The following is a 23,101-nucleotide window of genomic DNA, read 5'->3' as shown; positions in this document are numbered from 1 at the left end:
AAACGATATTCTTTTTTTATGAAAATTTTGAGAACTTAAACCGTTGCAATATTGCAACTTATGAAGTATCTTTGCACCCTAATTCGAAATTCATAAAATGAATAAATTATTGATTGTTGGAACGGTTGCTTTCGACGCGATTGAAACTCCTTTCGGAAAAACAGATAAAATATTAGGTGGTGCTGCAACGTACATTGGTTTATCAGCATCGTTTTTTAACTTACAATCGGCCATTGTTTCTGTAGTTGGCGACGATTTTCCTCAAGAACATTTAGATCTTTTAACTTCAAGAAATATTGATATCTCTGGTATCGAAATTGTAAAAGGCGGAAAAACCTTTTTCTGGAGCGGTTTATACCACAACGATCTAAATTCAAGAGACACTCTTGTAACTGAACTTAACGTTTTGGCTGATTTTCAACCAAAAGTTCCTCAAAACTATAAAGATGCCGATGTTGTGATGTTAGGAAACTTACATCCGTTAGTACAAAGTAGTGTTTTGGACCAAATGGAGAAAAAACCAAAATTAGTAGTTTTAGATACTATGAACTTTTGGATGGATTGCGCTTTACCGGAATTACTTGACGTAATTAAACGTGTAGACGTAATTACAATCAATGACGAAGAAGCAAGACAACTTTCAGGCGAATATTCATTAGTAAAAGCAGCTAATAAAATCCAGGAATTGGGACCAAAATATGTGGTGATCAAAAAAGGAGAACACGGAGCACTTTTATTCCATAACAGAGAAGTATTCTTTGCACCGGCTTTACCACTAGAAGATGTTTTTGATCCAACAGGAGCAGGAGACACTTTTGCAGGTGGTTTTTCAGGATTTATTGCACAAAGCGAAAACATCTCGTTTGGCAACATGAAAAATGCAATTATTTACGGATCTAATTTAGCTTCATTTTGTGTAGAGAAATTTGGAACCGAAAGGATGGAAACATTAAGCAAAGCAGAAGTAGCGATTCGATTACAACAATTTAAGTCGTTAACTCAGTTTGACATAGAAATATAATGCCCTGAAGCCTCGATAAAACGGGGCTTTTTTATTACGTTATTACGCACAACTTACAACAACAACAACACAAATACAAAAAACAATGAGCGACGCTTTAAAACACGAATGTGGTATAGCCTTAGTTAGACTTCTTAAACCGCTTGAATATTATAAAGAAAAATACGGAACTGCTTTTTACGGGATACAAAAAATGTACCTGATGATGGAGAAGCAACATAACCGTGGGCAGGACGGAGCAGGTTTTGCCAGCATTAAATTAGACGTTGAACCTGGACAACGCTACATTAGCAGAGTTCGTTCAAATCATTCGCAGCCAATACAAGATGTTTTTAAACAAATCAACGAAAGAATCAGTGAAGAGCTAAAAGCAAAGCCAGAAATTGGTGACGATGTTCAAAAAATAAAATCTGAAATTCCTTATGTAGGCGAATTGTTTTTAGGACACGTTCGTTACGGTACTTTCGGAAAAAACAGCATCGAAAGTGTACACCCATTTTTACGTCAGAGTAACTGGATGCACCGTAACTTAATTTTGGCAGGAAACTTTAACATGACAAATGTTAAGGAACTTTTTGAAAATTTAGTTGAGCTAGGACAGCACCCAAAAGAAATGGCGGATACTGTTACCGTTATGGAAAAAATTGGTCACTTCTTAGACAAAGAAGTAATGCAATTGTACCAGGACTGCAAAACCGAAGGTTATTCTAAAAGAGAAGCTTCTCCGGTAATTGCAGACCGATTGGACATTGCAAAAATATTAGGCCGTTCTGCTAAAAACTTAGACGGAGGTTACGCAATGGCCGGATTATTAGGTCATGGCGATGCTTTTGTATTTAGAGATCCAGCAGGAATTCGTCCAGCTTACTTTTATCAGGACGACGAAGTTGTCGTTGTAGCTTCTGAAAGACCTGTTATTCAAACGGTATTTAATGTACCTTTTGAAAGTGTTCAGGAAATCGATCCGGGAAATGCTTTAATTATAAAGAAAAGCGGAAAAGTTTCTATGGAACAAATTTTGGAGCCAACCGTTAAGAAAGCTTGCTCTTTTGAAAGAATTTATTTTTCAAGAGGAAGTGATGCCGAAATATACCAGGAACGTAAAAACTTAGGAAAATTAATTTTACCTGCTGTTTTAGATTCAATAGACAGCGATACAGATAATACTGTTTTCTCTTATATCCCGAATACAGCAGAAACTTCATTTTATGGTTTAGTTGAAGCTGCTCAGGATTTCTTAAACCAGAGAAAAAACAATTATATTTTAGCCAATAGAAATACGCTTACAGCCGAAACTTTACAGGAATTATTGGCTGTAAAAATTCGTACTGAAAAAGTTGCGATTAAAGATGCCAAACTTAGAACCTTTATTACTGAGGATAGCAGCCGTGATGATCTTGTTGCACACGTTTACGACGTGACTTACGGAGTGATCAAACCAACAGACAACCTTGTTATCATCGACGACAGTATTGTTCGTGGTACAACGCTTAAAATGAGTATCATAAAAATGATGGATCGTTTAAAACCTAAACGTATCGTAATCGTTTCATCGGCACCACAAATTCGCTATCCTGATTGTTACGGAATTGACATGGCGAAGCTTGAAGGTCTTGTAGCTTTTAGAGCAGCTTTGGCTTTATTAAAAGAAAGAAACCTATATCATATTGTAGACGAAGTTTATGCAAAATGTAAAGCACAGGAAAACTATATTGATAGCGATGTTGTAAATTATGTTACTGCAATCTACGATCAGTTTACTCCTGAAGAAATCTCAGATAAAATTGCCGAGATGTTGAGTTCTCCGGAAATCAATGCCGAAGTAAAAATCATTTTCCAAAAAGTAGAAGATTTGCACATCGCATGTCCGAAAAATTTAGGTGATTGGTACTTTACGGGAGATTATCCTACACCAGGAGGTAATCGTGTCGTAAACAGGGCTTTTATGAATTTTTACGAAGGAAAAGACGCGAGAGCGTATTAAAAAAATACTAACAAAAGGTTAATTTGTGCATTTCATCGGTTTTTTTTGCCGTTCATCCTATATGTTTGGTAAAATTGAAAAGCTACAATACTTTTGAGATACCATAACATTAGTAGGTTAAGTTTATGGTAGATTTGGGGCAAAAAGGGTGGAAGCAATTCCACCTTTTTTATTGGAATAAACTCAAGTATTTCAATTTAAATGCATTATCTTCTTTTGGTCGGATATATTGACCATTCGTCTGAAAAGTTTTTTATATAAGAATAGCTGCCATACATTTACTAAACCATAACATTAGTAGGTTAAGTTTATGGTAGATTTGGGGCAAAAAAGGTGGAAGAAATTCCGCCTTTTTTATTTTTATTTTTTAAGAGTTAAGAAAATAGACTAAAAGCAAAAGCATAGCTTTTAAGCAGAGAACTCCTCCTCTAATTTTCCCTCTTTATTACATTCTCTTTATTCTTCCCTCTTTATTCTTTCTTCTTTCTTCTTTCTTCTTTCTTCTTTCTTCTTCCCTCTTTATTCTTCCCTCTTTATTCTTTCTTCTTTCTTCTTTCTTCTTTCTTCTTTCTTCTTCCCTCTTTATTCTTCCCTCTTTATTCTTCCCTCTTTATTCTTTCTTCTTTATTCTATTTTCTCAACTCCCTATTCTAACTTTCTCTTACTTAGTCGGATATATTTACCATTCGTCTAAAAAGTTTTTTATATAAGAACAGCTGCCATACATTTACTGAACCATAACATTAGTAGGTTAAGTTTATGGTAGATTTGGGGCAAAAAAGGTGGAAGAGATTCCACCTTTTTTATTTTACATATAGAAGAAAGAAAATAGAGCAAAGAGTAAAGATTGCTGAGCATAGTTTTAATATTAAATAACAACAAAAAAAGACGGATAGCCATCAAGCCATCCGTCTTTTTTCTTTAATCTTTATTCTATTCTCTTTCTTAGACTATTTATCTAAAGCGAATCTTCTTGCAACTTCTGTCCAGTTAATTACACTGAAGAAAGCTTCAATATAATCCGGTCTTCTGTTTTGGTAGTTTAAGTAGTAAGCGTGCTCCCAAACATCCATTCCTAAGATTGGAGTTCCACCGTTACCAGCAACTTCCGGCATTAATGGATTATCTTGATTTGGAGTACCTACAACTTCTAGTTTACCACCTTTTTTTACTGTTAACCAAGCCCATCCTGAACCAAATTGTGTTGCTCCGGCTTTAGCAAATTTTGCTTTAAACTCTTCGAAAGTTCCAAAAGAATCTTCGATTGCAGCTAATAAATCACCTGTTGGTAATCCGCCACCGTTTGGAGACATTACAGTCCAGAATAAATTGTGGTTGTAAAAACCTCCACCATTGTTACGAACTGCTGCGTTTGTTTTATCTAAATTGATTAAGATATTTTCGATTGTCTTACCTTCTAAATCTGTTCCTGCAATTGCAGCGTTTAGATTTGTTGTGTAAGCATTGTGGTGCTTTGTATGATGGATTTCCATTGTACGAGCATCAATATGTGGTTCTAATGCATCATATGCATAAGGTAATTGTGGTAATTCAAAAGCCATGATATTATGATTTTATGATTTATAATAATTTATCCCAAATTTAGACATTTAACTTTGGAATAGAAAATACTATTTCGTTATAATTCGATTTAATTAACTGATAATTTGATTATTTAACAGTTAAATAACTGAAATTCTTTACTTTCCGTTAAACGTAGTCATTGTATTTTCTAAACCGGCGGTCCCAAATGTTTTAATAATTTCTGAAGAAATTTCTAAACGTTCGGGTAATTTTGCTTTTTCTTCTTCGTCCCATTCTCCTAAAACGTAATCGATTTGCTGTCCTTTTTTGAACTGATCGCTGATACCAAATCTAAAACGGGTGTAGTTTTGAGTGTTTAAAACCAAGTTGATATTCTTTAAACCATTATGACCTCCGTCGCTTCCTTTTGGCTTGATGCGAATGGTTCCGAATGACAGGTTTAAATCGTCTGTAATGACCAGAATATTCTCTAAAGGTATATTTTCCTTGTCCATCCAGTATTTTACCGCCTTGCCGCTTAAATTCATGTAAGTGTTTGGCTTAAGCAAGAAGAAAGATCTTCCTTTGAATTTATATTCGGCCAAAGCGCCGAGTTTTACGGTTTCGAATGAAAGTCCTTCTTTTTTAGCTAAAAAGTCCAGGACTTTGAATCCTATATTATGTCGTGTATTTACGTATTCGGCTCCAATATTACCAAGTCCTACGATTAAATATTTTTTACTCACGTTTTTTATATTGTTTTTTGGGTGTTCGTGAACCTCCGGTTTCATATTGTCTATGTTCTCTTCTTTTTGTGTTGATGAAAACAGTTTGTTTATCCATTTTATCATGATGCAAAAGTAAGATTAATTAGAGAATGTGCCAATTGGTTGATTAGATAATTATTCTTAACTGCAAAGTTCGCAAGGGTTTTACGCAAGGTTCGCTAAGAAAAAGTTTCTCGCAGATTTTGCAGATGGAGCAGATTTTTTTTATTTGATTGTATGATGCTCATTTTTGTCAGGCTGAGCGAAGTCGAAGCTCGCGCAAAATATTTCAATTTAGATCGTCGAGCCACTTGCGGTCCTTCGACTTCGCTCAGGATGACATAGAAGCTCATCAGCTCAAAATCTTATAAAAACTAAACTTGTCGCTAGCCCTGACAGAAGCGGTATCCTTTTTCTTGCTTCTTTAGCAAGGAAAAGATATAGCGGATGGCAGGAACGTTGGGTCTTGAAGAAACCGAAAATTTCTGCTTCAAAGAAAAACAAACACAAAACCAGAAAAGGGGCTTGGACTTCGCTCAGCCTGACATTAAGATAAAAAACTTAGTCCCGAAGCCTCGGGACAACATCTTAGTAACTTAGAATCTTAAAGCAAAAAAAAAGCACCAATCTTTCGATTGATGCTTTTTGTATTGAAAATTTGAAAAAAATTATTTTTTCTTTCCTTTTGCAGGAGCTTTTGCAGCTTTTGCAGCTTCTTGAGCAGCTTTCATAGCAGCACGAGAAATTCTTACCTGAGCAACAACTGTGTTCTCTGGGTGCATAACTTTGTATTCTGGTTGACCAACTTTAGTAACATATAATTTGTTACCCATTTCAAGTGGAGTAATGTCAGCTTCAACAAAATCAGGAAGATCTTTAGGTAAAGCTTTAACTTTTAATTTACGAGTGTTCAAACGTAAAACACCACCTGCAAGAACACCTTTTGATGTACCTACAACTTTTACAGGAACCTCCATAGTGATTTCTTTGTCATCAAATAATTGAAAGAAGTCAATGTGTAAGATTTTGTCAGATACAGGGTGAACCTGGATATCTTGTAAAATTGCATTGAATGATTTTCCTTTTCCAAGCTCAATCACAACTGTGTGTGCGTTTGGAGTGTAAACCAAGTTTTTGAACGCTGCAGCGTCTGCTGAGAAGTGTACTGCTTGATTTCCTCCGTATAACACGCAAGGAACCGCTCCAGCATTACGTAAGGCTTTAGTTGACACTTTGCCCACGCTTTCTCTTTCTGATCCTTTAATTGTAATCGATTTCATTGTAAAAAAAATATAGTTATTAAATAATATTCTAACGCTTATTGTAGTGAGATTGCTTCGTTCCTGGCAATGACTACATTATAAATTTTCCACTGATGGAATTGTTGTGGTGCACCATGTGCATAACTTCGGCAAAAAGAGGTGCACAACTCACTACTCTTATTTTCTTTGATTCTTTCTTTAACGGAATAGAATCGGTAACTATTAACTCGCTTAATTTTGAGTTTTCGATTTTTTCGTATGCGTCACCTGATAAAATGGCGTGTGTACAAATTGCTCTAACGCTTAATGCTCCTTTTTCGATCATTAAATCTGCTGCTTTCGCTAATGTTCCACCAGTATCGATCATGTCGTCTACTAATATTACGTTACGTCCTTTTACTTCACCAATTAGCTCCATAGTGTCGATAACGTTGGCTGCTTTTCTTTGTTTGTAACAGATTACTACATCTGATTCCAGAAACTTAGAATAAGCATATGCTCTTTTTGAACCTCCCATATCCGGAGATGCAATGGTTAAATTGTCTAAATTTAAACTTTTTACGTATGGTAAAAAGATTGTAGATGCAAATAAATGATCTACCGGTTTTTCGAAAAATCCCTGAATTTGATCTGCGTGCAAATCCATTGTCATTACTCTTGTCGCTCCGGCAGCATCTAATAAATTAGCTACTAATTTTGCTCCAATCGGAACTCTTGGTTTGTCTTTTCTATCTTGTCTTGCCCAACCAAAATAAGGCATAACAGCTGTAATGTGTCTGGCTGATGCACGTTTTGCTGCATCAATCATTAGTAACAATTCCATCAAATTATCAGCAGTTGGAAATGTTGAGCACACGATAAAAACGCGTAATCCTCTTATTGATTCTTCGTATGATGGCTGAAATTCTCCATCGCTATACGTTGACATCGTTACTTTTCCTAACGGAATTCCGTATTGTTCTGCAATTTTTTCTGCAAGATAAACACTTTGTGAACAAGCAAAAATTTTAGCTTCTGGTTCTAGGTGCGACATTATAATTTGTTGTTTTTGCTCCGCTGCGCTCTGCACGATTCGGCTTTACATTTTTTAGTAAAGCAAGACCAGTATAAATGCCTCGGGTGTAGTTAGTTGTGTGTGCTTCGTTTTAACGAGGTGCAAATTTAGAAAATTTATTGGACACTGAAAGGAAAAATTTAAGTATTTTTAGTAGAACATTTAATTTTATTTTTTACATTTGCACCGTGTTAAAGAAATAAGCACAGTTATGACATCATAATTAACTTATTTTATTGCGTTGAAATGATCGATTTATTTGATTGTTTTTTCGTCTGCTAAGCCCGGATGGCGGAATTGGTAGACGCGCTGGTCTCAAACACCTGTGGGAAACCGTGCCGGTTCGACTCCGGCTCCGGGTACAAAAACCTCTTCGAAAGAAGAGGTTTTTTTGGTTTTATGGTGTTATTTTTTCACCATATAAGTTATATAAGCAAATTTAATCTACACTTTTATTAAATGAATTATATGGAATGGCTTTAAATTATTAAGAATAATCAATTATTAATAGTGTTTTTAATCTTTAAAGTAGCATATCTTTTTAAAATCAAATCATAATTTTTATTAATATTGATTAACGGCATAGTTACTCTTTTTTTAATTTCATCATAATCTGAATATTCTGGATTATATTTTAGAAACTCTTCTACCTTATATTCTTTTTCTTGAAGCATCTCACGTTTAACTTTTATCGCAACGATTATACTGTTTAAAGAATCGATTGATAACCTATTTATCTTTGATTCATCTAAAGTATTTATCAAACTATCATAATCTCTATTTATTTTTTTTAAAATATCTAAATCAGATAATGCAATTGATACATTAGATGGTAATTCTTTTTTTGCACACGAAGCAAAAATAATAAACAATAGCAGTAATGTTTTTTTCATTTTATTGTATTAAAATTTCTAATTATCAAATCTACTCTTTTTAAATTTTGCTTATTTATGGTTATCCATAATTTATATTCTATTAAATAAATAAGGAAAGCGTTTCTTCGTTTCTTCCATAACATCTTGATGAGATTGAATTCTTCTATTTGCAATATCTTCCAATGCCTTATCTATTGCTTTTATTTCAAGTTCGCTGATCTCATATTTTTCAAAACTATGTTTAAAATCTTTTTCGTTAACTTTTATCATAATTAATCTTTTCACAATAATACGTTTTTCGTAACAGATGCGGTATCATAATATGGTAATACTTCCTCCACTTCCACCTCATTAAATAATTCGCAACAAGCAATTTATATTAAAATAATTTTGTTATGTTTGTAAGTGTAAAACTAACACTTAACCATGAAAAAGCTATTATTACTAATCTTTTTTGGGATTTTTCTCAATTCGTTTGCTCAAAAAAAACCAAATTCATTTTTTACGAATTCTGAGAAGACCATAAAAGTTGGCTTCGAAATGAATGCGAAAAACACTCCAACATATACTGTATTATACAATGATAAAGTTGTACTTAATACATCTGAATTGGGAATTATCCGCGAAGACGCCAATTTCTATTCTGATTTAAAGTTGATTAAAATCTCTGATGCCAAAAAAGTAACTGACCACTACTCGATGCTTCAGGGAAAACGAAAAGATATTTCATACTCGGCCAATCAATATATTGTGAGTCTTCAGAATTCGAAAAATGAAGTTATGGAAATCATTTTTCAACTTTCGAAAGATGGTGTCGCACTTCGATACAATTTCCCTTCAACATCAAAAGAATTGAAAAAGATTGTCGAAGAAAAAACGGCTTATAATTTTGACACTTCGGCGAAAGCCTGGTTACAACCCATGTCGAAAGCAAAAACAGGATGGAAAGAAACGAATCCGGCTTATGAAGAACATTATGCAATGGCCGTTCCTTTGAACACAAAACCAGCATTTGGCGAAGGTTGGGTTTATCCGGCGCTTTTTGAAACCAACAATAATTGGGTTTTGATTTCTGAAACCGGTTTGCACAACAAGTATTGCGGAACACGATTGGTATATAATGAAAATGCGAAGGCAATGCAGGTTACTTTTCCTCAAAAGGAAGAAATTTTCCCGAATGGCGCATTGAATCCGGAATCTGAATTGCCATGGATTACACCTTGGCGCATTATCACAATTGGTTCTTTGAATACGATTACCGAAAGCACTTTAGGAACTGATCTTGCTGATCCTGCTATAAAAATGGATATTTCTTTTATTAAAAGCGGATTATCATCATGGAGTTGGGTTTTATTAAAAGATGACTCTGTAAACTACGAAACTACTCACCAGTTTATTGAATACGCCTCTAAAATGAATTGGCCGTATTGCCTGATTGATGCCGATTGGGATACAAAAATTGGAGATAAAAAAATGAAGGAATTAGTGGCTTTCGCCAAAACCAAAAACGTGAAATTATTGGTTTGGTACAACTCATCCGGTTCCTGGAATGGTACTGAATATCATCCAAAGAATAAATTATTAACACCGGAAAGCAGAGCAATTGAATTTAAAAGAATGAATGATTTAGGTATTGCCGGAATCAAAGTTGATTTCTTTGGAGGTGACGGACAATCGATGATTGCATATTATCACGACATGCTAAAAGATGCTGCCGATTATAAATTGATGATTAATCTACATGGTGCGACTTTACCTCGCGGATGGCAACGTACATACCCAAATTTACTAACTACCGAGGCTGTAAAAGGATATGAATTTATCACTTTCGATCAAAACATTGCCAATCTGGAACCTAGTCATTGTGCGATGCTGCCTTTTGCCAGAAATGCTTTTGACCCAATGGATTTTACTCCAATGGCTCTAGATAAAATTCCGAATATTGATAGAAAAACAACTCCGGCTTTCGAATTGGCTTTACCAGTTTTATTCTTATCAGGGATTCAGCATATTGCTGAGATTCCGGAAGGAATGGCTAAAATGCCAGCTTATGTTGTTGATTATTTAAAAGATATTCCAACAAATTGGGACGACTCAAAATTTATTGCAGGTTTTCCAGGAAAGTACATTGTTATGGCCAGAAGAAGTGGAAACACCTGGCATATTGTGGGGATTAATGGAGAAAATTCTCCTAAAGAAATTGAACTGGATTTGTCTTTTGTAAAGAATCAAAAAGGATTTATTATTCTTGAAGATGAAAATGGTTTTAAACAAGAAGCTATTTCTAAAAACAAAAAACTGACGGTGAAAATAAAACCTAATGGCGGTTTTGTAGTTAAAATATAAATTCCAATCCCGAAGCCTCGGGATAAATTCCAAATTCCAATCGATTACGAACATTGGAATTTGGAATTTTTTATTTGGAATTTAATCCATTATTGATCTCTTCTTTAATAATTAAATCATTAATAAGTTCTGACATTTTTTTAGCACCTATTTCATTTAAATGGTCGCCATCATAGAAATCTTTATTTACAAATAACTTATTGTCCAGCAAATTATAATAAACAGCATTTTTATTTTTACTGGCAAACTGCGTCATAGTAGTAACAGTGTTTTCTATTTGTTTTGGCTCAAGATTATCGACATATGTTTTATAAGCAGGAGATGTAATAAAAATCACTTTTGCATTTCGGGATTCTGCAAACTTAACAATTTCATTTAGGGTTTTAATATTCGCATTGTAACATACATTATTTTCTATATTTACAGTATGCCTTTTAGCGGCAGTAATTCCGGTTGCAGTCAAATCATTGTTTTCAGTTGATTTATAACTTGTACCCCAGCCTGATTTATCACAACTAATGTCGTTTACTCCTCTTTTATAATATCTTTTAACTCTGGAAATATGATCCTTTAATTTTCCATTTATTATTTCGAAATTATAATATATATCATTATCTAGGTGTATATCATAATATATTTTGTACTCCTTTTTTCGCCATATTTCTGCCCCGGAATTAATGTTAGAATACAAAGAAAAATAATCAACGGGTACTATAATATATTTTAGATTGCTCCATTTTGGACTGTATTTTGTTAAAATGGCTAAATCATAATCCAGCGGTTGCGAAACATGTGCTGCATTAAAACTTTTCTTTTGAATATATTTTGGATCTATCCCATAATAAGTATGCGAATTACCTAAAATAAGAACTTGAACTTTATCTGAATTGTTTTCTAAATATTCATTTTTATACGAATAATCATTAGGTATTCTTCTTGAAAGAATCTCCATAAATATTGCCAGGAAAATAATTGGCGCCAGAAAAACAATAACAAGCTTGATAAATTTTCTCATAATTAAAATTGGAAATAAATAAATTGCTGCTCAGAACCGGCAAAATAAAATATAAAATATACAATTGCGTAATAAAATACCCACCTAATTGCTTTGGGTAATTTTAACCCTACTTTAGCTATTGCAAATTGCTCTTCTCTACCAATCCATTCGATAATTATGAATGCGGTAAGTAATATCATCAAAATAGGTTTTAAACCAATGTCGGAGAGATTAGGAATAGAAAATAATGATTTAGAGAATATTTTTGTAATAATACTGATGGCATGTCCTACACTGTCAGATCTAAAAAAGATCCAGGCAAAAACAGTTAAACTAAAAGTTGTTACTATGGCAATAAATTCTTTGAATGTTGGAAAATATTTTCCCTGAGCAACAATATCAAGATTATTTCTATTAGTATTAAAAATTATTGAAGGCATAATATAGAGCGCATTTAAAAAGCCCCAAATGATGAAAGTCCAGTTTGCACCGTGCCAAAAACCGCTTACAATAAATATTATAAAAGTATTTCTGATTTTCATCCACATGCCTCCTTTGCTTCCGCCTAACGGAATATACAAATAGTCTCTAAACCATGTTGACAATGACATGTGCCATCTTCTCCAAAATTCGGCAATATCTCTTGAGAAATAAGGAAATGCAAAATTTCGTAATAAATCAATACCAAAAAGTCTTGCAGTTCCTATGGCAATATCTGAGTATCCGGAAAAATCACCATAAATTTGAAATGCAAAAAGTATAGCTCCAATAAGCAATGTGCTGCCGGAATAATCTTCAGAATTATTAAAAACGGTATTAACATAAATTGCACATAAATCTGCTATAACTACTTTTTTAAATAATCCCCACAATATTTGTCTTAAACCATCAACAGCCTGCTCATAATCGAAAACTCTTTTTTTCTTAATTTGAGGCAGTAAGTGTGAAGCACGCTCAATTGGCCCGGCAACAAGCAACGGAAAGAAACTTACAAAAACAGAATAATCGATAAAATTCTTTTCGGCTTTGATCCTGTCTTTATAAATATCAATTACATACGACAAACCATGAAAAGTATAAAATGAAATACCAACTGGTAAAATCACTTTTAATGTCCAGGGATTCACTTGTAATCCAAAATTAGACACTGCAGCTGCAAATGATTCTGCGAAAAAGTTATAATATTTAAAAACTCCTAAAAACCCAAGGTTAATAGTAATACTGAGCCAAAACCAAACTTTTTTAGTTGTTTTACTTTCTGTCTCTGACATCTTTAATCCTGTGTAATAATCTAATAATGTAGAAAACATTAAAAGAAATAAAAACCTCCAGTCCCAACAAGCATAAAAAAAGTAACTTGAAGCTAAAAGTAAAATATTCTGAAGTTTAAGTGATTTATTTGTGACAAACCAATAAAGAAAAAATACTATAGGCAGAAATATTGCGAAATTGATTGAGTTAAAAAACATTACTATCTATATATTTTGATTAGGATCTTAAACGAAAAATAATTGATCTTTGATTCTAAATTGAGATCACTATTTACATTTCGTTTTCAATTGAGATTTTTGTGCGAAAATAATCTTTTTCATATAATATTATTCACTTTTAATAGGTGATTAATTCTAATATTATTAAAAATTATTTCGATCAATTTTAATACACATACATATATAAAGGAACTTAAGAAGATGTTTTTTCTAAAATATCTCACAACTCGCATTATGCAAAACAGGAAAATTACAAGAGTTCGCAATAAAACACAATTGATTTGCTTTTGTATGTAATTCTATTGCCAATTCTATTTTATCTGCATTTGCAATTTTTACTTTAGGCTTTAATCTGACTTCTGTAATACGTCCGCTTCCATCAGGAGAAACTTCAAGCGTAGCTTCGGCATTGTCTGAATATTCCAGGACTTCTATTCCGTTTTGAGAGCATACATATAAATAGGACATCATGTGGCAGGAAACTAAACTGCTCAACAGCAAATCCTCTGGATTGTATAATTCGGGATCGCCCTTGAAAGCCTTTGCTGCCGAAATATTTAAAAGTGGTTTTCCTTCAATTTTAATTTGATGACTTTTACTGTAAAATCGCTTCGTTGAATCTTCTTGAATTTGATTGGAATTCCAATTTAATACTACTTTGAATAAATGTTTAAATGCCATTTTTTAGATTTTCTGTAAGAGATTCAATTCATTTGAAAATAACTGTATTGATTATTCTCAATCAAGGTCGATTACGTTTTTATCGTTTTAATGCAAAATGTCCGGAAAAAACAACTTTATTATTAAAGCTGGCTTTAAACCAATAATCATCAGCCGGCATTTCTCTTCCGCCATAAAAGCCATTCCATCCAGAATCATCTGAGGATAGTTCTTTCAATAATTTACCATATCTGTCAAATATTGATATTTTGGCATTTTGAAATTTTTTTATAACGCTTATTTGCCAAAGGTCATTGTATCCATCATTATTTGGTGTAAAGAATTTTGGGTAATCAATTACTGTAACTTCTTTCGAATCTTCTCCACAGCCATCTTTATCACGTACAGATACCATATAATTTCCTCCCGGAATATCTGAAAAGTAATTACTATCCTGATAATTTATTCCATCTATAGCATATTCAAAATCACCATAACCTTCTGCTATAATTTCAATAAAATTGTTATCTGACAATTCTTTATATTTCACTTCTTTAATAATTGGAAGTACAGATCGTGTTAATTCAAAATCAAAACTATTTTCACAATAAATATCATTTAGAATTTTTCCGACCAAGAGCGTATACTTTCCTGCATTTATTAAATTGGCCTCATTCGTATTTGAAATAATATCGCCTACGGCAGATTTCCAAACATAACTATCTAAACTATTATCAATACTTATGTGCATTGAAGGTTCTAAATTGCATAAGAAATAAGTTTTATCGATCTGTACAGTGGGCAAATCATTTACAATTAAATCAAAACTTGTTTCAGAATTACAGAGACTATTTGCTTCGTTCTCAACCCTTATATATATTGTTTGAGATTTTGACTGCGTATTTTTAAATAATATTGGCAATGGATCAGGCAATGGATTTCTATTATTGTCAAAATACATTATTTTCAGACCTGACTGATTCCCTATAATTTCAGTTTCTAAATTTGACATATCAAAACTGGCAAAACCATTCCCTTCGTCGCAAGCATACTTATTTACAGGTTTGTTAATTTTTGGTTGCGAAGCTGTTTTTAAAACTAATGTAGTTTCTGCATAACAGTTAGTCAAAACATTCGTTACTCTAACAGTTATTGTTTCCTGATTATTAGTACTATTTGTATAAGGATTAGGCAACGGACTTAACAATTGATTTCTGAGCGCATCAAAATAAGAAACTTTCATTCCGGTTTGATTTCCTAAAACAGCAGATTCAACTTTCGAAGTATCAAAATATTCCGAAATACCATCGTTGTTGTCATCACATCCAATAAGCTCTTGCAAAAGGTTTGCCGTCGGCAAAGGATTTACTATTATTTTAAAAGTTGATTCGTTGTAGCAATTTGTATCTGTATTAATGGCTTTTACTTTTATTATTTCTTCTTTAAGCACCAAATTAGAAATTGCATCTAATGGATCTATTATTTTCTGTCCGTTTTGATGATAAAATTCAACTTTTATATTGGTTGCAGTTCCGGTAATTAAGGTTTCTACTGGCTTTAAATTAAATTGAGCAAATCCATCTGTATCATTGTCACAGGTATTTAAATCAGTAATAACAGATAAATTGGGTAATGAATTTACAATTAAATCAAATGTAGTTTCAGAATAGCAACAAAGATTATCTTTATGGCTTACCCTTACCTTTATTGTTTCTCGTTCTTTAATGGTATTTGTAAACGGATTTGGCAATGAAGTATATTTATTGCCTTTACCATCTATAAAAGTTACATCCTTATCTGTTTGTCCTCCTAATACCTGCTGTGCAACCATCGAAACATCAAAAGATTTTGAAATACCAGTGCCAGATAAACTTTCGCATGCATAAATATTGTCGATCCCGTAAGCTTTTGGCGGTTCTTTTGCATCAATTGTTTCGGTTAATACTTCTACTGCTCCGTCTTTACCGGTAACTGTGGCAATAACTGTATATTTTCCGTCTAATGAGAAATCATGAAAAGGAGATAAATCTGTAGAAGTATTAGCTGCTCCTGAAGCCGGATCACCAAAATCCCAAACTATTGAAGCTACTTTTGACTGATCATCAACACTAAATTCTTTTAAAAATTCAGAGCATATATTTGAAAAATTCATTTCGAAATGGTTAGACACATTCTTTACATTCCCCGTTACATTAATATAAAAATTGGCATTTGGAAATCCAAAATCAGCAGTAGAAACATATTTATCTCCGGCTCCTGACAAATTTGTGCAACCTCTTTGCCATGACACATCATTATCTTGTGCTGAGCCAGCTATAAATGCGACTCCTTCACCTCCTTCAATTCCTTTGTGCACTTCTACGAGAATTCTTTCTACGCCTGCAGGAATTACTATTGGTGTATCAAAATCGACCTGTACAATCTGAGATTCATGACCTAAACCATATTGAAGTACTCTAGACTGACTACTTCCTATCAAATTTGTTTCGGAAAAAGAAGCTGGAAAATTATTGTCTATTTTGTAAATATTAAATTTAATATTGGGTTGCCAACCCGTTTTATTAATTGCAACTTGCCCTGAATTAATTACAAATTCTTCGTTATTTGATATTCCAAAATCTTTTAAAGTAAATGCTCTTGCCCAATAAATATTAGTAGAACTGCAGGAATGTATAGCTGTTTCTATTACATCATCACAAACATTATGAGACAGTCTTGTTATTGGTCCAGTACTTTTTGAATTAAATGCCTCACCAGTTACATTTATATAAAAATTTGCATTTGGAACAGGGATGGTTAAATCTGTAGTACGAGAAAAAGGAAGCGTTTTATCACAACCTAAATACCAAGAATCTCCCTTATCTTGCTCCGTACCTGCTACAAAAACTTCTGCCGATGTGTAATTAGTATAATCTTTACCCTTACCCACCATTACCAAAATTTTTTCAACTCCAGCTGGAACAATAATTGGATCATCAAAATCTATTTGCATTATTTCTGGATTTCCATGAATGGTTTTTGTTGGCATAAGGGCTCTAGATCCAAGTAATGGTTTTTCAAAATAAGTTCTAAAAAGCTCAGGAAATCTGTCGTCAACAATATAAACTGAAAATGACAAATTTGCACCAACATCCGATTTTGCAATTCCAATCTGTCCCGATTTAATAATAAATTGTTCATTTGGTTTTATACCAAAATCTGATAATTTAAATACTCTTGACCAGCTTTCATCATCTTTGCAAGAATACATATCAGTCTTAACAAGTGTTGTCCCGATATTATTCGTCAATGTTATTTGTGCATTTATAGGATAAAAAACTATAAAAAATAAAAAACAAAGTGCTGAAATAAATTTATTTTTTCGAATAATAGTCACTTTCATCAAAGTAATTTTTGGTTCTTTTTTCAAAATTTTGGTTGGATAGCGATCATCAAATATAAGAATCAAACGATATAATTTTGGCTCAAAAATACTTTTTCATAACGAAATAATTCTCTAAATAAAAAAAACCTCAAAAGTACTCCTTCCGAGGTTTTTTAAAATTACTAAACTAATAAACAGAATCCTAAAACTATTTCTTCACTGAAAATTTAAAAGTAGTTTTAGTTTTATAATTTTCTCCCGGGTTTAAAACCGTTGTTGGGAAATTTTTCTGATTTGGAGAATCCGGATAATGCTCTGTTTCTAAACAAAGTCCGGTTCTGTGAGCAAATGTTCCGCCTTTTGGCATTGGTAAAGTTCCGTCAAGGAAATTTCCTGAATAAAACTGAATTCCAGGTTCATCGGTTGTCATTTCCATCACTCTTCCGCTTGCTGCGTGGTATACTTTTGCAATGATTGTTTTTCCTTTTTCAGGATTGTTCAATACCCAGCAATGATCGTAACCTTTTCCTCTTTCTAATTGTTCGTTTTTAACCTCGATGTCTTTTCCAATTAATTTTGGTGTTCTAAAATCGAAAGGCGTGTTGGCAACATCTTCTAGTTTTCCTGTTGGAATTAAAGTCGCGTCAACCGGAACTAATTTATCAGCATTCAAAGTCAATTCGTGATCTAAGATTGTTTTTGTAAAATCTCCTGATAAATTGAAATAAGAATGTTGCGTAAGATTTATAACTGTCTTTTTATCTGTAGTTGCTTCATACAATACTTCTAATTGGTTATCATTTGTCAAAGTATAAGTAACAAAAACTTTTAAGTTTCCAGGATAACCTTCTTCCATATCTTTACTTAAATACGATAATTTTAAAGAAGCTGTACTTCCTGATTTAACCTCATCGGCTTTCCAAACCACATTAAAAAATCCTTGCGGTCCTCCATGCAAAGCATTTGGCGCATTATTGATTGCTAATTGATATTCTTTTTCGTCTAACTTAAATTTTCCTTTAGCAATTCGGTTCCCGTATCTTCCAATCAAAGCTCCAAAAAATGGATTTTCCTTTTCGTATTGTGCCAAAGAACTAAACCCGATCACTACATTTTCAGAAACACCTTCTTTATTTGGTACTTTCAAATCTGTAATTCTTCCTCCAAAAGTGATGATGTCTACTTCCATCCCATTTTGGTTTTTCAGTTTATAACTGTCAACCTTTTCTCCTTTTGCAGTGGTTCCGTATTCTGATTTTTCGATAGTAACCGCAGCTTTTTCGTCTGGAGAAACTGTTGTAGTATCTGTTTTTTTATCGCTTTTGCATTGAACTGAAACCAAAGCCAAACTCAAAAGGCTCATTCCGAAAACGCAACGTTTTAATACATTCATAAATGATAATTTTGTGGTTATTGTGAAATGTTAGATGTTAAAAGTAATCTGCTAGGCGTAATAAAAAACCCTAAATTTTAACGCGGATTAAACAGATTCGTTTCACGAAGACGCGGATTAAACAGATTTTTAATATCTAAAATCCGTTTTCATCTGCGCTTTTGCGTTAGCAAATCCGTTTTATCAGCGTTCTATTTTCAAAAAGTGAATTTATTACTCTAACAAGTTAAAAGTAACAAAAACTTAGAACCTAAGCAACTTAGAATCTTAGTACCTCAGCCTACAATCCGTGTTGAAACAAATGATAATAAGCTTCGTTCGCATTGATCTTGTCTTTAAAGTCTCTCACGGTTGTTTTTTCGTCAATAACCAGTAATTCGATTCCGGCGATATCTGCAAAATCTTCCATATATTCTGTTGTAATCGCCTGACTATATACGGTATGATGCGCTCCTCCTGCAAGAATCCAGGCCGTTGCTGCGATATCAAGGTTTGGTTTACAATCCCATAAAACTCTGGCAACTGGCAATTTTGGTAAATCTGCCAATGGTTTAATCGCTTCAACTTCATTTACAATCAAACGGAAACGATTCCCCATATCAACTAAAGAAACGTTAATCGCATCTCCCGCAGGTGAATTAAACACCAAACGTGCCGGATCTTCTTTTCCTCCAATTCCTAACGGATGCACTTCGCAAGAAGGTTTTGCATCTGCAATTGATGGACAAATTTCTAACATATGTGATCCTAAAACATATGATTTTTGAGGCGTAAAATGGTATGTATAATCTTCCATGAAAGAAGTTCCTCCTTCAAGACCTAGGTTCATTACCTTTAAGGCACGAACCATTGCAGCCGTTTTCCAGTCTCCTTCTCCACCAAAACCATAACCGTCGGCCATTAATCTTTGTGTTGCAATTCCCGGTAATTGTTTCCAAACCCCAAGGTTTTCAAACGTATCTGTAAAAGCTCCAAAACCTCCTTCTTCAAGAAAAGCTCTTAAACCTAATTCTATTTTTGCTGCTTCAACTAATGAACTTCTTTGTGCTCCGCCTTCTTTTAATGAATCGGTTAGAGAATAAGAAGATTCGTAAACTGCCAATAAATCATTCAATTGTTGGTCTGTAACTTTCTCGATATGTTTGGTAACATCAGATGAATCATATCCATTTACCGACATTCCGAAACGAATTTGAGCTTCAACTTTATCACCTTCCGTAACGGCAACTTCACGCATATTATCTCCAATACGGGCTACTTTTAGATTTTGAAGTTCATCCCATCCTAAAGCTACTCTTGTCCAAACACCCAATTTGTTTAAAACACGAGGATCTTCCCAATGTCCCACAACAACTTTACGTTTTTTACGCATTCTTGACATGATAAAACCAAATTCACGATCTCCATGTGCTGATTGATTCAGGTTCATGAAATCCATGTCGATAGTTCCCCACGGAATTTCAGCATTGTATTGTGTATGCAAATGACATAATGGTTTTTTAAGAATACTCAATCCGCCAATCCACATTTTTGCCGGAGAGAAAGTATGCATCCAGGCAATAATTCCGATACAGTTTTTAGCTGTGTTTGCCGCTAAACAAACATCTAAAATTTGCGAAGGCGATTTTACCACATCTTTGTAAACCACTTTTACAGGAATACTTGATGATGCGTCTAATCCTTTTGCAATTAATTGCGAATGTTCTGCTACTTTTCTTAGTGTTTCCTCACCATATAATTCCTGGCTTCCTACTACAAACCATACTTCTTTTTGAGAGATATCTATCATTTCTTTTGTTTATTTTGTTTCAGGTTTTCTTTGTTTCAAGTTTTGAAATCGTGGAAAATCTTTGTTCTATATTCTTTGTTCTTTTATCTAAATTTACTGTCCGTAATACGAGTCTTTTCCGTGTTTGCGGTTGTAATGTTTCTTTATTAGGGAATCTTTTAATCTTGGTGCGTTTGGGTTTATTTGTAAAGTCAGATACGCCATTTCGGCAACGACTTCCAGAACCTTGCTGTTGTAAACTGCTTTTGCGGCATTTTTTCCCCATGCAAATGGACCGTGATTTCCAATTAAAACCATTTCTACTTCTTCGTAAGAAAGATTTTTTTCTTTGAAACAATCCAAAATCTGAATTCCGGTATTATGCTCGTAGTTTCCTTCAATAAGAGAATCTGCCATCGGTGGCGCACACGGAATATCAGCTGTTAAATGATCAGCATGCGTGGTCCCGAAGATTGGAATATCACGTTGCGATTGTGCCCAAGCAACAGAATATGTTGCGTGTGTATGGGCAACGCCTCCGATATTTGGCCAATTTTTATATAAATAAGCATGCGTTTTTGTGTCTGATGACGGACGCATAGAACCTTCGATAATATTGTTATCAAAATCAACAATCACAATATCTTCGGGTTTTAAATCTTCGTATGGAACACCGCTTGGTTTAATGGCAAAAACACCATTTTTTCTGTCAACAGCACTCACATTTCCAAAAGTATATACAACCAAATTCAATGCATTTAACTGCATATTGGCTTCGTAACATTCCTGTTTTAAATCTTTATAAAGAGAACTCATGTTGCGAAATTTTAATAGTTGGATCTTCGTAAGCGCTTAATTGATCGTATGCAACAAGCAATTTATGATATGCTGCTACTTTATCTAATTGAGGGAAATATTCTGCGTCGAAATCGCTTCCTATTTTTTGACTTGCTTCAATTACATTCGGATAAATTCCCGCTGCAACGGCTGCGTAAATCGCGGCTCCTAAAGCCGGGGTCTGGTCTGAAGCTGCAATTTTAATTGGCTTGTTTAAAACATTTGCCAAAGTCTGCATGATAAAAGGAGATTTACGGGCAACGCCGCCAATTCCGATAACGCTGTCAATTTTTACTCCTTCTTCTTCAAAACGATCCACAATTTTCTTTGCTCCAAAACAAATAGCGTTTACCAAAGCTTTAAAAATATGTGGCGCTTTTGTTCCTAAAGATAAATTTGAAATCGCGCTTTTTAATTCCTGATTGGCATCCGGAGTTCTTCTTCCGTTAATCCAGTCCAAAGCAATTGGAAGACTATCTGAAACCGGAATTTTCTCTGCTTCTTTTGTCAATTCAACAATTAATTTATCGCTGAATTCTTCTCTTAATTGTTCTTTTTGAGCATCATTTAAAACAGTTGAAGAATTCAATAAATGATCTGTTGGCCAAAGCAATAATTCTTTGTACCAGGCCAGTAAATCTCCAAAAGCAGATTGTCCTGCTTCAAGACCAATAAAGCCCGGAATTACAGATCCATCAACTTGTCCGCAAATTCCACGAACCGTTTTTGTTCCAACTTCATCATAAGAACCTACGAGAATATCGCAGGTTGAAGTTCCCATAACGCGAACTAAAGTATTTTCTCCAATCTTAGCTCCAACAGCTCCTGAATGTGCATCGAAAGTTCCTACGGCTACAACTGTATCTGTAGAAAGTCCTAAACGATCTGCCCATTCTTTGCTTAAATTTCCGGCAACCAGATCTGATGTATATGTTTCATCGTATAAATTACCACGAAGCGTTGCTAAATATGGATGTAATTTTTCTAAGAATTCAACTGGAGGAAGTCCGTTCCAGTCTTCGTGCCACATCGCTTTATGACCTGCTGCGCAACGGCTTCTTTTAAAAGTTTTTAAATCTTTATCTTCAATCAATAAATACGTCATTAAATCGCAGTGCTCCATCCAGGTGTGCGCTGCATTTCGAACGGCTTCATCTTCCCTTGCAATGTGCAAAATTTTTGCCCAAAACCATTCTGATGAATAAATTCCGCCTACATATTTGGTTACGTTTTCTCCGCCCCAGCTTACAGCCAGTTCGTTGATTTCGTTTGCTTCATTTATAGAAGTATGATCTTTCCAAAGTACCATCATCGCATTCGGGTTTTCCTCAAAACCTTTTGTCAAAGCCAGCGGAATTCCGTCTTTCGTTACAGGCACAGGTGAAGATCCCGTTGTATCAATACAAATTCCGCGTACCAGCGAAGGATCGACTTTACTTTCTTTTATAACCGTTTGAATGGTGATTTCTAAACCTTCAATATGGTCTAATGGATGTTGACGAAACTGATTTGCAGCCGCATCACAATATTGCTTGTTTTTCCATCTTTTATAATGAGAAACATTGGATGCCAGCTCTTGCCCATTTTCAGTGTCTATTAGCATCGCTCGAACTGAATCTGTTCCGTAGTCCAATCCTATAACGTAATTTTTCATTCGAAATTCTTTTTATAATAATGACAAATATAAATATAAATATTTTATAAGTGTACAAAAAACACTTAATAAAAATAAGCCTTTTAATTTTTGCAAATAATGCAT

At 33.9% G+C, this 23,101-nt stretch carries 17 protein-coding genes and 1 tRNA gene; 4 read left to right on the top strand and 14 right to left on the bottom strand.

Going from position 1 to position 23,101, the window contains the following annotated elements:
- The first annotated feature begins 97 nt into the window (after window positions 1-97).
- Together LNP81_RS06250 and LNP81_RS06245 are read left to right on the top strand one after the other, a co-directional pair.
- Window positions 98-1,021: a PfkB family carbohydrate kinase gene (locus tag LNP81_RS06250; RefSeq protein ID WP_055097600.1), complete on the top strand. Its 924-nt coding sequence runs from the start codon at window positions 98-100 to the stop codon at window positions 1,019-1,021.
- An 85-nt stretch (window positions 1,022-1,106) separates the two neighbouring features.
- Window positions 1,107-3,005 carry an amidophosphoribosyltransferase gene (locus tag LNP81_RS06245; protein WP_230034281.1) on the top strand — a complete coding sequence of 633 codons (1,899 nt, stop codon included), beginning with the start codon at window positions 1,107-1,109 and terminating at the stop codon, window positions 3,003-3,005.
- Between the two features lie 950 nt (window positions 3,006-3,955).
- Here LNP81_RS06245 and LNP81_RS06240 read toward each other — a convergent pair.
- From LNP81_RS06240 to LNP81_RS06225, 4 genes are all read right to left on the bottom strand, one after another.
- A complete protein-coding gene (locus LNP81_RS06240; protein WP_230034280.1) occupies window positions 3,956-4,567 on the bottom strand; it encodes a superoxide dismutase in 612 nt (203 codons plus the stop codon).
- Window positions 4,568-4,705: 138 nt separating this feature from the next.
- On the bottom strand, window positions 4,706-5,380 hold the full coding sequence (pth, locus tag LNP81_RS06235) for an aminoacyl-tRNA hydrolase (protein WP_230034279.1): 675 nt from the start codon (window positions 5,378-5,380) through the stop codon (window positions 4,706-4,708).
- 584 nt (window positions 5,381-5,964) lie between these two features.
- The gene (locus LNP81_RS06230; RefSeq protein WP_230034278.1) at window positions 5,965-6,576 is read right to left on the bottom strand and encodes a 50S ribosomal protein L25/general stress protein Ctc; all 612 of its coding nucleotides are present in this window, start codon (window positions 6,574-6,576) and stop codon (window positions 5,965-5,967) included.
- A 73-nt stretch (window positions 6,577-6,649) separates the two neighbouring features.
- Window positions 6,650-7,591, bottom strand: coding sequence for a ribose-phosphate pyrophosphokinase (locus LNP81_RS06225; protein WP_065451678.1), 942 nt, complete (start codon window positions 7,589-7,591; stop codon window positions 6,650-6,652).
- A 303-nt stretch (window positions 7,592-7,894) separates the two neighbouring features.
- Between LNP81_RS06225 and LNP81_RS06220 the strand changes: the two genes are divergently transcribed.
- A tRNA-Leu gene (locus LNP81_RS06220) sits at window positions 7,895-7,974 on the top strand.
- Between the two features lie 135 nt (window positions 7,975-8,109).
- On the opposite strand, the gene LNP81_RS06215 is transcribed toward LNP81_RS06220, so the two are convergent.
- Both LNP81_RS06215 and LNP81_RS06210 read right to left on the bottom strand, forming a co-directional pair.
- Window positions 8,110-8,505 carry a hypothetical protein gene (locus tag LNP81_RS06215; RefSeq protein WP_230034277.1) on the bottom strand — a complete coding sequence of 132 codons (396 nt, stop codon included), beginning with the start codon at window positions 8,503-8,505 and terminating at the stop codon, window positions 8,110-8,112.
- Between the two features lie 72 nt (window positions 8,506-8,577).
- A complete protein-coding gene (locus LNP81_RS06210) occupies window positions 8,578-8,757 on the bottom strand; it encodes a hypothetical protein (RefSeq protein WP_230034276.1) in 180 nt (59 codons plus the stop codon).
- Between the two features lie 156 nt (window positions 8,758-8,913).
- Between LNP81_RS06210 and LNP81_RS06205 the strand changes: the two genes are divergently transcribed.
- On the top strand, window positions 8,914-10,833 hold the full coding sequence (locus tag LNP81_RS06205; RefSeq protein WP_230034275.1) for a glycoside hydrolase family 97 protein: 1,920 nt from the start codon (window positions 8,914-8,916) through the stop codon (window positions 10,831-10,833).
- A 70-nt stretch (window positions 10,834-10,903) separates the two neighbouring features.
- Here the strand turns inward: LNP81_RS06205 and LNP81_RS06200 are convergent, their stop codons facing one another.
- The 8 genes from LNP81_RS06200 to LNP81_RS06165 form a co-directional block, all read right to left on the bottom strand.
- A complete protein-coding gene (locus tag LNP81_RS06200) occupies window positions 10,904-11,848 on the bottom strand; it encodes an SGNH/GDSL hydrolase family protein (RefSeq protein WP_230034274.1) in 945 nt (314 codons plus the stop codon).
- A gap of 2 nt (window positions 11,849-11,850) precedes the next feature.
- Window positions 11,851-13,299 (bottom strand): MBOAT family O-acyltransferase, encoded by a 1,449-nt coding sequence (locus tag LNP81_RS06195; RefSeq protein WP_230034272.1) that lies wholly within the window; start codon window positions 13,297-13,299, stop codon window positions 11,851-11,853.
- Between the two features lie 231 nt (window positions 13,300-13,530).
- Window positions 13,531-14,001, bottom strand: a complete 471-nt coding sequence (locus LNP81_RS06190; RefSeq protein ID WP_230034270.1) for an OsmC family protein — start codon at window positions 13,999-14,001, stop codon at window positions 13,531-13,533.
- A gap of 79 nt (window positions 14,002-14,080) precedes the next feature.
- Window positions 14,081-17,428: a T9SS type B sorting domain-containing protein gene (locus LNP81_RS06185; protein WP_230034268.1), complete on the bottom strand. Its 3,348-nt coding sequence runs from the start codon at window positions 17,426-17,428 to the stop codon at window positions 14,081-14,083.
- A 124-nt stretch (window positions 17,429-17,552) separates the two neighbouring features.
- Window positions 17,553-18,737: an aldose epimerase family protein gene (locus LNP81_RS06180; RefSeq protein WP_230034266.1), complete on the bottom strand. Its 1,185-nt coding sequence runs from the start codon at window positions 18,735-18,737 to the stop codon at window positions 17,553-17,555.
- 280 nt (window positions 18,738-19,017) lie between these two features.
- Window positions 19,018-20,526: an L-arabinose isomerase gene (gene araA, locus LNP81_RS06175; RefSeq protein WP_230034264.1), complete on the bottom strand. Its 1,509-nt coding sequence runs from the start codon at window positions 20,524-20,526 to the stop codon at window positions 19,018-19,020.
- A 93-nt stretch (window positions 20,527-20,619) separates the two neighbouring features.
- Window positions 20,620-21,321, bottom strand: coding sequence for an L-ribulose-5-phosphate 4-epimerase (locus tag LNP81_RS06170; RefSeq protein WP_072957886.1), 702 nt, complete (start codon window positions 21,319-21,321; stop codon window positions 20,620-20,622).
- Window positions 21,305-22,996, bottom strand: coding sequence for a ribulokinase (locus LNP81_RS06165; protein WP_230034262.1), 1,692 nt, complete (start codon window positions 22,994-22,996; stop codon window positions 21,305-21,307). The genes LNP81_RS06170 and LNP81_RS06165 overlap by 17 nt, the downstream gene beginning before the upstream one ends.
- Between the last annotated feature and the right edge of the window lie 105 nt (window positions 22,997-23,101).

Origin of the sequence: Flavobacterium piscisymbiosum (genome assembly GCF_020905295.1) — a bacterium.
GTDB classification, from domain to species: domain Bacteria; phylum Bacteroidota; class Bacteroidia; order Flavobacteriales; family Flavobacteriaceae; genus Flavobacterium; species Flavobacterium piscisymbiosum.
Note: the sequence above shows the minus strand (reverse complement) of the source record. Positions and strands in the feature narration are given on the sequence as shown.